The following is an 11,955-nucleotide window of genomic DNA, read 5'->3' on the forward strand; positions in this document are numbered from 1 at the left end:
CAAGGGGTCGCAGGTTCAAATCCTGTCATCCCGACCACATGCAGAAACGGGTCGGCCGATTGGCCGGCCCTTTTCTGCATCCGGACGTGCTGACCGGCGCACTGCGACCGTTGTAATGTTTGCGCTGGAAGCCCACCTCGCTGCAACGCCTCCGCATCCCACGCTTTCGCAGGCCCGAGGAGTGATCGCACGTTGACTCCTGCAGTTGACCCGACGGTCCGGCTGGCGCTCGCACTCAGCTCCAGCCCCGGTGCATACGCCGCCCTCCTGGGTTCAGGATTATCGGCTGCGGCAGGCATCCCGACCGGGCGGCAGATCGTCGCCGATCTCATCGCCAAGGTCGCAGCCCTGGAAGCGGCCGACCTCGGCGACGATCCTTCCGCCTGGTACCGCGGCAGGTTCGGTGAGGAACCCGATTACAGTACGCTCCTCGATGAGCTGGCGACGTCCCCGACGCAGCGCAGCGAGCTCTTGCGGAATTATTTCGAACCGTCCGACGAGCAGCGCCGACAGGGTCTGCGCGTCCCGGGCGCGAGCCATCGCGCCCTCGCCCAGCTGGCGGCTCGCGGCTACATCACGGTGTTCGTGACGACCAACTTCGACCGCCTCCTGGAGCACGCGCTCGAACGCGCAGGCGTCGAGCCGACGATCCTCAGCACGCCGGATTCACTCGAGGGGACAGGTGCGCTCGCCCGCAACCGCTGCACCGTCATCAAGGTCAATGGCGACTACCTCGACACACGCATCAAGAACACGCCGGCGGAGCTGGATTACTATCACCCCGCGGTCGAGAGGCTGCTCGATCGCGTGCTCGACGAGTATGGACTCATCGTGTGCGGGTGGTCGGCGGACTGGGACACCGCCCTACGACGCGCCTTCGAGCGGGTGACGACCCACCGCTACGCCACCTACTGGGCTGCCCGCAGGCCGCCCACCGGCGAGGCGGCCCGGCTGTTCACGCTGCGCCGCGCCGAGCTCGTCACAATCAAGGATGCCGACACGCTGTTCACCGACCTCGTCGCGAAACTTGCCGCACTCGACAAAGCGCCTCCGGAAACCGCGCGGCGGACGTCGACTTCGGTGGCAGCGCATCTGCCCGCGCAGACCGCGGCGTTCATCGGGCGCCAGTCCCAGCTCACCGAGATCGGGGACCGTCTCAATGACCCAGCCGCGCGCCTGCTGACCCTGCTCGGCACGGGCGGCACCGGCAAGACGACCCTGGCGATCGAAGCAGCAAAGGCCGCCCTGCAGGATTTCCCGGATGGCGTGATCTTCGTCGACCTTTCGCAGGCCCGAGACACCGATGCCGTCCTCACCGCCATCACGAGGGCCGTCGGGCTGGGCGAAGAGATAGACAGGCCGCCGAAGGAAGTGCTTGCCGACCACCTGCGCGAGCAGCGATCGCTACTCGTCCTCGACAACTTCGAGCAGGTGACGGCGGCGGCCACGCTCGTCGCAGAGCTGCTTGCCGAATGTCCTTCGATTCACATCCTGGTGACCAGTCGCGAGATCCTGCACCTGCGGGGGGAGCACACCTACCCGATTCCGCCGTTGACGCTTCCCCGGGAGGCCGCACGGGCGCTTTCCGCGGAGGAGGCACAGACCTGCGAAGCCGTCCAGTTCTTCCTCGATCGCGCGAAGGCGGTCCGGCCCGATTTCGAGCTGACCGACCAGAATGCGCCGGCCATCGCGGAGATCTGCCGTCGGCTCGACGGCCTGCCTCTGGCGATCGAGCTCGCAGCGGCGCGCTTGCGCCTGCTCTCACCGGAAATGCTGCTGCACCAACTGGGGGACAGGCTGAAACTCCTCCGCTCCGGACCGCGCGACCTGCCCGAGCGCCAGCAGGCGCTGCGTGCCACCATGGACTGGAGCCATGACCTCCTGGACTCCGACGAGCGTCGCCTGTTCCAGATGCTCGCGGTCTTCGCCGACGCGGATCTCGGGGCCGTCGAAGCCGTGGTGGCCATGGCCGATCCGGGCGACGGCGGAAGGCCGGATGTCCTGGACGGGCTCACCAGCCTCATCGAGAAGAGCCTGATCCGCCAGGTCGAGTTGCCGAGCGGCGAAACCCGGTTCGCCATGCTTGAGACGATACGGGAGTTCGCGCGGGATCGGCTCGAGCAGAATCCCGAGTTGGCAGCGCGCGTCACGCGCGCGCACGCCGGCTACTACGCCGACGTGGTGCAGCGCGCCCGCCCGGACCTCACCGGTGCAGAGCGCCTTCTCGCTCTTTCGGCTCTGGCCGCCGAAGTGGGAAACCTTCGCCTGGCGTGGACTTACTGGGTCGCGAAGGAGGAATTCGCGCAGCTGGAGAAGCTCGCGGGCGGCCTCCTCATCCTCAATGAGGCGCGCGGCTGGTATCTCGACACAGTGGGGCTCGCCGCGGACATGCTCGCCGTCCTCGCCAAGAGCGCATCCTCGCCCGACCGGATCAATCAGGAGATCGCGCTGAGAACCACCCTCGCGCGCGCACTCATGTCGACCAAGGGATACACCCCGGAGGTCGAAGACGCATTCGGCGAGAGTCTTGAACTCTTCGAGCGCGGTGGCGCTGAAAGCCGTCAGCAGTTCTCGGCGCTGCGCGCGCTGGCCAACCTCTACAACCTGCGTGGAGACCCTCAGCGGGGCACGCAGCTCGGACGCGAGCTCCTCGCGTTCGCCGAACGGGCCGACAGCCCGGAGATGCTCGTGGAAGGGTATCTGCTGGTGGGCGCGAACAAGATGTTCGTCGACGACCTCGAGGGCGGCCTCGACGACCTCGATCGCGCGATCGCGATCGGGGCGACCCTCCCGCTGCACGCATTCAGCTCGCGCGCCGGGGGCAACGATCCGAGGGTCGCGAGTCATACGACCTCCGCGATCACCCTGTGGCTGCTGGGTCATCCGGAGCGGGCCGCCGAACGCATGAGTGCGGCGCTGACCCTCGCCCGCGAGCTGGGCCACCCATTCACCGACGCATTCGCCCGCTTCCACTCCTGCGTTCTCCACGTCTGGATGCGGGACTTCGACACCGTGTTGGAGCGCGCCGAGGGCCTGCTCGACATCGCCGAGGACCACGGGTTCCAGATCTGGAAGGCGGCCGGAACCGTCGTCCTCGGCGCTGCTCAGGTCGGGGTCGGTCACGCCGAGGCGGGCCTCGCCAACGTCTCCGCCGGGATGAACCTCTATCAGGGGCTCAGGTCACCACCTGTCTTCTGGCCCATGCTGCTCTCGATTCAGGCCGCCGCCCTGCTCCGCGCGGGACGGCCGGCCGAAGGACTTCCCAGCATCGACCCGGCGATAGAGATGATGAGTCCCGGCGCTGGCACGTCCCTGCTCAGCGAGTTCTACATCCTGAAGGGCGATCTGCTGCTCGCCATTGCCACCCAGCGGGGCGACGACGTCGGGGAAGCCGAGCACTGGTATCGCCTGGCGCTCGACCGCGCGCGCACCCTCCACGTCGGGATTTCGCAGCTGGGGGCAGCGACGAGGCTCGGTCGGGTCGGCAGGACCCGCGGCGCGCGCGATTCCGCCCTGCACATGCTGGCCCGCATCGCCGGCCGCTTCGACGACGGCCCGCTGAGCCATGACCTGCGTGAGGCCAAGGAGCTGTTGAACAGTCCGCCGCGCGTCGCAGAGTAGCGCGCGCTGGCCCGGCCCGTCCTCGTTCCGCGGCAGACTGCCTCCATGGGATTCACCCGCGCCGAGCTGGAGGCTTCGAGAGATCGCACGGTCAGCGACCTCATGCCCCGGCATCCGCGTCTGGTGTTCATCGGGATCAACCCGGGCTTGTGGACCGCGGCGACGGGTGTGCACTTCGCCCGCCCCGGCAACCGCTTCTATCCGGCTCTCGTGATCGCCGGGATCATTCCACGGCTGCCGATCATCACTGACGACGGGATGCCGCTCGCGGATCAGCGGATGTTCCTCGACGCCGGCATCGGGATCACCAATCTCGTCTCACGTGCGACGGCGAGGGCTGACGAGCTGAGCCGTACCGAGCTGAGAGACGGTGCTCGCAGCCTCGGCGACCGGATGGAACGCCTGCAGCCGCGCGTGGTGGCGATCGTCGGCACGACGGCGTACCGTCAGGGTTTCGATCGGCCGCGCGCCGGTGGCGGTCGGCAACCCGAATCGCTCGGCGGGGCGCAGTTATGGGTGGTTCCCAACCCCAGTGGGCTGAACGCGCACGATACGCCGGCAACACTAGCGGCCGCGTATGCGGCTCCCGCCCGGGCGGCCGGAGTGATCGCAGCAGCGGGCCGATCGGAGGGCGGCGGTTCGCTCGAGCGTCCCTAGCCGGCGCCCTCAGAACGCCTGCTCGATCCAGGCATCGCCGGTGATCGGCTCACCGAGGAAGGTGCCTTCAGGCTCGGCGGTGCCTTCGTAGACGGGCGAGCCGCTGATCGCGAATTCCTGGTCCTGCAGCCGCACGGACACGGTGATGTCCGACTGGAAGGACGGGATCTCCACGCGGAACTGCTCGGCGTAGCTGTTGCCTGTCGCCGGACTCGTCCACAGTTCTCCGACCGGAGTGATCTTGCTTGCGACGTAATAAAGATTCCCTTCCGCGTCCTGCACGGTGGCGTAGGCGTCGACCGCCACGCCGATCTCCGGCTTGAATCCCTCCCCGATGATTCCTGCGTTGGAGATCGTGTAGCCGTTGTCCAGTTGCATGTCCTGCAGCAGCCAGCGGACGCGGGCGTCGGACGAACTGCCGCCGAAGTAGCCGTACTCGTGGTCCATCCAGGTCGTGCCCTCCACCTCGTACTCCTGTCCGGCGACCGTGATGGTGCCGGATGCCGCGAGACGGGTGAACGAGAAGTAGTAGTTGTCCTTCGCGAACGTCTCCTCGGTCGAGTTCGGATCGATTCCGGTGCCCCAGACGTAGAACGGGCGCCCCTGCTGCGAGAACGTGAGGTCGAAATCCACCTGTTCGAGCGTCTCATCATCGACAAGCAGAGCCGTCACCTCTATGTCCTTCGTCGGGTCGGCCTGGGGAGCCGTCATCGAGACCGCATTTCGGACCGCCACCGCGGTGGCTCCGCTCCCACCGCCGCCGGTCAGCGTCACGGTGGGCGTCGTCGTGTAGTCCGAGCCGGGCTTCAACAGCACGATCTCCGCAACCGCGCCGTCGGCGTCCAGGACCGCGATGCCGGACGCGTCGGAGCCGTCGCCTTCGATCGTCACGTCAGGCGCCTTGGTGTAGCCGGATCCCCCGTTAGTGACGCTGAAACCGCCGACCTGCCAGTCGGGATCGCCGAGGCGTGCGTACCAGTCCTTGGACGGGTCGCCTTCGGCCCATGTGGCGATGTCGAACACACCGACCGGCGCCGGCCCGTAGACCTGCGTCCGCTCGTAATGACGGCCCGCCTCGACGTCGCTCAACGAGACCTGCGTCATCGCGAAGTCCTGCCCTGTGAAGGATGCGGCGTTGACCTCGAAGCCGAACACTCGGTCGCCGGCGCGGAGCGTGCCGATGTGCCACCACCATTCGGTGGGAGCCCCATCGTGGCGGTACATGTCCTCGGGCATGCTCAAGACGACGTTCTCCTCAGGCACGGGATCCGGCTGCGTCGTTCCCGTCCAGATGGGGTTGTCGGGAACCGGCACCTCGGGAGCCGCCACTCCACCTGGTCCGCACGCGGTCAACGCCGCCGTGAGGGCAACTGCGACGCCGACCCCGACTGTGCGGGCTTTCCAGGAGAAATGTGTCATGTTGCGGAGCCTAACGATGCCGCGCACGCAACCTGCTCAACGCCGGATCAGGTTCGCCTGTGTTCGAGGTCGAACTGCTCGGGCTCCCGATTTGGCAGAAGAGCGAGTGGCGCGGAGCATGAACACATGGGGGATACCGCGCAGTCGACCATTCGGGACGGTCGTCGCCGCGCGGCGTGGATCGTCGGCGTGGTCGCCGTGGTGGTGATCGTCCTGCTCGTGACGTGGATGCTGCGACCGACTGGGCCTTCGGCATCGGCACCCAGTCCCACCTCCACCGTGACGCACACCCCGACCCCGACGGCCACCGCGACCCCGATCCCCACACCCACGCCGATTCCGGCGAACACGACCTCCTACGATCCGTCGACGCTTCCGCAGGTGGATGTGTTCGCGGTGATCCCGGGTCTACCGGTGGACGACGATCCATACGGCGCCTTCACGGGAGAAGACGCTCGGCCGCTCGACGCGGGAGCGCCGGTGTTCGCCGATCCGACCGGTGAGCCGGTGGCCGTCCTGCCACGCGACCTGCAGTTCGATGGAACCACGGCGCCGATCATCCGCCGGGAGCAGAACTGGGTGCGGGTGCTGCTGACCGGCCGCCAGGCGGTGCCCTCGCAGGGCAATCCGGCCCAGGTCACCGGGTGGTTGCGCGCGCAGGACGTCGAGATCACACCGTTGGATGCCGTGGTGGAGGTCAGCATCTCGGCGCGCACGATCGACATCGTCCGGGCCGGCGCTGCCGAGCGCATCGCGACGGACTTCGGGTGGGGCGTCGCCGACACGCCCACTCCGACCGGTCGCACGTACATCATGACCACCCGCGTCGAGGAGTCGTTCGCCTACACGCGCGGCCACCCCCTCGTGTATCTCGCTGTGCAGTCGCCGACCCTCGACGGGTTCGGCGGTGCGAACGTCGCGGTCACGGCCTTCCACTATCACGACGAGCGCTCGGGATCGATCTCCAATGGATGCCTGCGCGTCGACCCGTCGGCGATCGAACGGCTCGCGCAGCTTCCGCTCGGCACACCGGTGGTCATCCGCGCCTGACGCGCCGTGGATCACCGCTATGGTCCAAGAGAGCACACGTGGGGTCGTGCGTCGGATGAGGTACGGCTGGGGGTAGCTGTGGAGCGGGTTCCGAAACATCCGAGACGAGCGACGGCGGCAGTGCTGGCCGTCCTCGGAGCGGCCACGCTGACGGCGTGCAGCGGCATCTTGCCCGGCGCGCCGCCCGAGCCTGACGAGCCGAAGATCAGCGCGATCGATCTGGCGAGCGGCGACCAGGTCGAACCCGTCGAGCTCGCCGTGGACGGCGGTGCGGCCGGCGTGGGGGTGACGTTCCGCGAGATAACGATCCAGCCGGGAGCGGGTACAGGTGAGCACTGCCACTACGGCCAGCTGATCGCCGTGGTGCAGGAGGGCGAGCTCACTCACTACTCCGAGACGCATCCCGGCGGGGTGCGGGTGTATCGCGCCGGCGAGTCGATCATCGAAGGCGCCGGCTATCCGCACGAGGGGCGCAACGAGGGAGCCTCCGACGTCGTCCTCTGGGTCACCTACGTGGTCCCCGACGGCAAGCCGCTCGCCGAAACCGATCTCGCCGACTGCGAAGGATGACTGCTCTCGGCCGACCGCCTGAAGATCCCGGATGTCGCGCGCGTGACATGCTGGGTGGGCACCGCGTCGTCGCGGGTCGAAGGAGGAGTCATGCAACCACGACCGCTGGGTCGGACGGGCCGGGACGTTTCGCCGATCGGCCTCGGAACGTGGCAGCTCGGCGCCGACTGGGGTGCGGTCAGCGAGGACGACGCGTTCGCGGTTCTCGCGGCATCCGTGGATGACGGAGTGACCCTCTTCGACACCGCCGACGTCTACGGCGATGGTCGCAGCGAGTCGCTGATCGGTCGTTTCCTGGCCGGCCGCCCGGGTCACGGCATCACTGTCGCAACGAAGATGGGCCGCCGGATGGCGCAGGAGCCCGAGAACTACACGCCTGAGAACTTCCGCGCGTGGAGCGACCGCTCCCGCGCCAATCTCCAGGTCGACACACTCGATCTCGTCCAGCTGCACTGCCCGCCCACGGCGGTCATCGAGGATCCGACCACATACGATGCCCTCGACGAGCTGGTCGCAGCCGGCGCGATCGCCGCCTACGGGGTCTCGGTCGAGACGTGCGCGCAAGCACTCGCGGCAATCGCACACCCGAATGTGACCAACGTGCAGATCATCTTCAATCCGTTCCGGCTCAAGCCGCTCGATCAGGTGCTGCCGGCAGCCGAAGCGGCGGGGGTTGCGATCTTCGCCCGCGTGCCCCTGGCCTCGGGTCTGCTTTCCGGCAGGTACACGGCCGCGACCACCTTCGCCGAGAACGACCACCGCTCGTACAACCGCCACGGTGAGTCGTTCGACCGCGGCGAGACCTTCTCAGGCGTCGACTTCGGCGTGGGGCTGGCCGCCGCGTCCGAGCTGGCCGGTGTTCTGCCCGAAGGCACCTCGCTGCCGGCTGCGACCCTGGCCTGGATCGCATCGCGCCCGGGAGTGACGAGCGTGATCCCTGGAGCGCGGAATGTCCGGCAGGCGCGGTCCAACGCGGAAGCTGCGCAGCTGCTGGGCGGTGGAACGGCCGGAGCGGCGTCAGATGCAGCGGCGTTCGACCTCGCCGCCTTCGATGCTGCGGTCCACGAGGTCTACGACCGGCATCTTCGCGAGGCGATCCACCCTCTTTGGTGAGGGCGCCGGCGCGTCCACCGCCGGGAGTATGGTGAGCCTCGTGTCGCTCCCGCCCCGTGTCACCGTGGTCATCCCGTGCCGCAACGATGCGCAGTTCCTCCAGCCATGCCTCGAGGCGTTGGCCGCGCAGACGCACCCCGCCGATCGCGTCATCGTCGTCGACAACGCAAGTGTGGATGCCTCCGCGGACGTGGCCCGCGCGCTCGGCGCCGAGGTGGTCGACGAGGCTGTCATCGGCGTCTGGCCCGCCGCCGCCCGCGGCTACGACGAGGCGGTCTCAGGCACCGACATCATCGCCCGGCTCGATGCAGACTCTCGCCCGCACCCCGACTGGATCGCGCGACTCGTGCGCGCCTTCGTCGCGGATCCGCACTTGGGAGTGCTCACCGGCGGCGCCGAGTTCTACGGCGCCGGACCTGTCGTCAGCTACCTCGGCGAGCACTGGTACATCGGTGGCGGGCACTTCTGGATCAAGAAGTGGCTCGGCATCCCGCTCGTATTCGGGTCGAACTTCGCGATGCGCGTCCGCGTGTGGGAACGCGTGCGCGACCAGGTCGATCGGACCAACGGGAAAATCCACGATGACCTGGACCTCACCATTCGCCTCCGCTTCGCCGACGGGGTCCGCTTCGATCCCGAGCTGCGCATGCCGGTCTCCGCTCGTCCACTCGTCACGCAGCGCGGTCTATGGCGCCGGGTCTGGCGGGTCGTGCCGACCTTCGCGGCGAGCTGGCCCGAAGGCGCAGCCTGGAGGCGGCGCGAGCTCGACGGCCGACACATTCCGGATGCCGCCCCGGGAGTGGAGGAGAGCTGGACAGCGATCGACGAGGGGTGGGCGCCTGGCTTCGGTCGGTGACCCCGGCTGGCGTGGCACGCATGCATGAGCTCACGGAAGAGGCACCGGAGTCGCCGAGCCGCATCTTTGGCAGAGCCTGAGCGAATTCGCGTTGACACGGAGTGGGAGCGATCCGAGGATCGAGAGCGGGAGCCTGTTCGGCGTGCGTGCCGCGCCACGACTCCCGTAGAGCTCGCTCGGATCGGTCACCCGAAGACCCGGTTCGCATCCGGGGAAGTCGACCGGACGTCGCGGCGTGCCTCTGCTCGGCAACGAACGCGTACGGGGGCATCACCGTGTCTGGCAAGGTCGACTCGAACTCCACCGTGCGAGATGCGTGGAGCCGGAACGAGGAGGCCGGCCTTTCGCTGATCGAGCTCATCATCGTTCTCGTGATCTTCGGGGCGCTGGTGGCGATCGCCATTCCGCTCTTTCTGAGCGTCCAGGGCGAAGCGAACACCAACGCGGTGAAGGCTGCGGCGGCAACCGGTGCGCTGCAGGTCGTCGGCGATATCGCGGCCGGCAAGATCCCTGTCGCCGGGAGCACCATCGCGGACCTGACGACAGGCACCATGATCGTCACGATCGACGGCGCCGGGGCGCCGACCATCGACACGCTCTGCGTGAAGGCGACCAACGGAGCCGCGACGTGGTTCGCGGGTGCGGGTGCGCTCCCCGACGGATCCGGGTGCAGCTGAGCATCATCGGGAGCACTCGGCTTCACGATCGGAATGATATTTTCGACGGATGCCGGGACTGACGGTGGTCCTCGTCGCCACGGCGGGAGTGGCCGGGCTCCTAGTCGGGTCGTTTCTGAACGTCCTCGCGTACCGGGTGGCCGCCGGGATCCCTCTCTCCCGCGAGAGCCGCTGCCCTGTGTGCGACGCGCCGATCAAGGGGCGTTCCCAGCTGCCGTTGGTCGGGTGGCTGCTGTCGCGCGGGAAGTGCCCCGAGTGCGCAGCACCCCTCTTCGCGCGATTCCCGATGGTCGAAGTGGTGACCGCGCTCGCGTTCGCCGGGATCGCATGGCACCTCCTCGCCGCCGGTGACCCATCGCGGACGTTCCTCGATTGGACCGTCCTCGGGATCCTGCTCGTCGCCTACTGGTATTTCGCGGCCATCAGCATCGTGCTCGCACTGATCGACCTCGACACGCGGCGTCTTCCGAACGTGATCGTGCTGCCCAGTTATGTGGTGGCGGGGGTGCTGCTCACCGTCGCCGCCCTGGTGAGCTCAGATTGGCCATCCCTGCTGCGCGCGGCGGTCAGCATGGCGGTGCTGTTCGGCTTCTACTCGATTCTGAGCCTCGTCCGCCCTTCCGGTATGGGCGGGGGAGACGTCAAGCTCGCGGGCGTGATCGGGCTCTACCTCGGCTGGATCGGGTGGGGCGCGGTGGTGGTCGGCGCATTCGCCGCGTTCCTGTTCGGCGGGATCTTCGGGATCGCGCTCATCCTCACGCGGCGTGCCGGCCGGAGAACGGCAATCCCCTTCGGGCCGTGGATGATCCTCGGCGCGTGGACCGGCATCATCGTCGGCGAAGCGGTGGGTCAGGCCTATCTCTCCCTCTATGCGGCTGTTTAGGCCGACGTCGCCGAGCGGGCGGATAGCCTGGGCGCCATGGCCAACCTCATCGCGCGCATCATCGCGTGGGCGCTGAAACGCAAGCCCGTGCGCGCGCTCCTGCTCTACCTCGAGCACCGCGGGCCCATCCTGGCCGACAGCGTCACGTACCGCACCTTGTTCAGCGTGTTCGCGGGAGTTCTGCTGGGCTTCTCGGTCGCGGGCCTCTTCCTCGCAGGCAATCCCGAGGCGCTGCAGGCGCTGACCAACGCCGTGGATGCAGCCATCCCGGGGCTCGTAGGCGAAGACGGCATCATCGACCCCACCTCGATCCAGATCGCGACCGGGCTCACCGTCACGACCGTGCTGTCGATCATCGGCCTCGTCGGCGCTGCCATCGGCGCGATCGGCTCGCTGCGCGCCGCGTTTCGGGCGCTCGCCGACAAGCTCACCGATGATGTGCTCTGGATCTGGGTCATCGTTCGCAACCTCGTGATCGCGATCGGCATCGGCGCGGCATTCGCGGCATCCGCGGTGATCACCTTCTACGCGAACGCGGGCATCGGCGCGCTCACCGACGTCCTCGGGCTGTCGGAGGGCAACCCGTTGTCGGTGATCGGCACCCGCGCGGTGTCGGTCATCCTGGTCTTCGTGCTGGATGCCGCGGCCATCGCGGTCCTGTTCCGAACGCTCTCGGGGGTGAAGCCGTCCTGGCGCGCGCTCCTGCCCGGGACGTTCTACGGCGCCGTCGGGCTCTCCGTGCTGCAGCAGCTGTCGAGCCTGTTCGTCGGGGGAGCCGCAGCCAATCCCCTCCTGGCGTCGTTCGCGTCCTTGATCGCGCTGCTGCTGTGGTTCAACCTGTCCGCGCAGGTCATCCTGCTCGCCGGTGCATACATCATCACCAGCGTCGACGAGGAGGCCGATCGGGTGAGCGCGCGATTCGGTGCATCCACGTTCGCGCAGCGCCGGGTGAAGCGTGCGGAACTGGCCGTGCGATTGAGCACCGACGAACTGACCCTCGCCCGCGCCGAGGAGGGGAAGGAGCGGGTGGGCGCACATGGCTGAGCGCGTGCCGACCTACAGCGCGTCGCAGGTGCGGGCGGCGGAGAAGCCCCTGCTCGACGCCGGTG

Annotated in this window: 10 protein-coding genes; 9 read left to right on the top strand and 1 reads right to left on the bottom strand. The window is 68.1% G+C overall.

Going from position 1 to position 11,955, the window contains the following annotated elements; all coding sequences use genetic code 11:
- The first annotated feature begins 192 nt into the window (after positions 1-192).
- Both VFX99_RS09280 and VFX99_RS09285 read left to right on the top strand, forming a co-directional pair.
- A complete protein-coding gene (locus tag VFX99_RS09280) occupies positions 193-3,621 on the top strand; it encodes an NB-ARC domain-containing protein (protein ID WP_329666015.1) in 3,429 nt (1,142 codons plus the stop codon).
- A gap of 45 nt (positions 3,622-3,666) precedes the next feature.
- Positions 3,667-4,278, top strand: a complete 612-nt coding sequence (locus tag VFX99_RS09285) for a mismatch-specific DNA-glycosylase (protein ID WP_329666016.1) — start codon at positions 3,667-3,669, stop codon at positions 4,276-4,278.
- A 9-nt stretch (positions 4,279-4,287) separates the two neighbouring features.
- Here VFX99_RS09285 and VFX99_RS09290 read toward each other — a convergent pair whose 3' ends face one another.
- Positions 4,288-5,697 carry a lipocalin-like domain-containing protein gene (locus VFX99_RS09290; RefSeq protein WP_329666017.1) on the bottom strand — a complete coding sequence of 470 codons (1,410 nt, stop codon included), beginning with the start codon at positions 5,695-5,697 and terminating at the stop codon, positions 4,288-4,290.
- A gap of 126 nt (positions 5,698-5,823) precedes the next feature.
- On the opposite strand from VFX99_RS09290, the gene VFX99_RS09295 reads away from it, so the two are divergent.
- The 7 genes from VFX99_RS09295 (at position 5,824) to VFX99_RS09325 (ending at position 11,890) form a co-directional block, all read left to right on the top strand.
- The gene (locus tag VFX99_RS09295; RefSeq protein ID WP_329666018.1) at positions 5,824-6,747 is read left to right on the top strand and encodes a L,D-transpeptidase; all 924 of its coding nucleotides are present in this window, start codon (positions 5,824-5,826) and stop codon (positions 6,745-6,747) included.
- Positions 6,748-6,867: 120 nt separating this feature from the next.
- Positions 6,868-7,317 carry a cupin domain-containing protein gene (locus tag VFX99_RS09300; RefSeq protein WP_329666019.1) on the top strand — a complete coding sequence of 150 codons (450 nt, stop codon included), beginning with the start codon at positions 6,868-6,870 and terminating at the stop codon, positions 7,315-7,317.
- A gap of 90 nt (positions 7,318-7,407) precedes the next feature.
- Positions 7,408-8,430 (top strand): aldo/keto reductase, encoded by a 1,023-nt coding sequence (locus VFX99_RS09305; RefSeq protein WP_329666020.1) that lies wholly within the window; start codon positions 7,408-7,410, stop codon positions 8,428-8,430.
- A gap of 40 nt (positions 8,431-8,470) precedes the next feature.
- On the top strand, positions 8,471-9,286 hold the full coding sequence (locus VFX99_RS09310) for a glycosyltransferase family 2 protein (RefSeq protein WP_329666021.1): 816 nt from the start codon (positions 8,471-8,473) through the stop codon (positions 9,284-9,286).
- Between the two features lie 275 nt (positions 9,287-9,561).
- A complete protein-coding gene (locus VFX99_RS09315; RefSeq protein WP_329666022.1) occupies positions 9,562-9,963 on the top strand; it encodes a type II secretion system protein in 402 nt (133 codons plus the stop codon).
- 49 nt (positions 9,964-10,012) lie between these two features.
- Positions 10,013-10,846: an A24 family peptidase gene (locus VFX99_RS09320; protein WP_329666023.1), complete on the top strand. Its 834-nt coding sequence runs from the start codon at positions 10,013-10,015 to the stop codon at positions 10,844-10,846.
- Positions 10,847-10,882: 36 nt separating this feature from the next.
- Positions 10,883-11,890 (top strand): YihY/virulence factor BrkB family protein, encoded by a 1,008-nt coding sequence (locus VFX99_RS09325; protein ID WP_329666024.1) that lies wholly within the window; start codon positions 10,883-10,885, stop codon positions 11,888-11,890.
- The last annotated feature ends 65 nt before the right edge of the window (positions 11,891-11,955 follow it).

Source organism: Microbacterium sp. (assembly GCF_036277215.1).
Classification (GTDB): domain Bacteria; phylum Actinomycetota; class Actinomycetes; order Actinomycetales; family Microbacteriaceae; genus Microbacterium.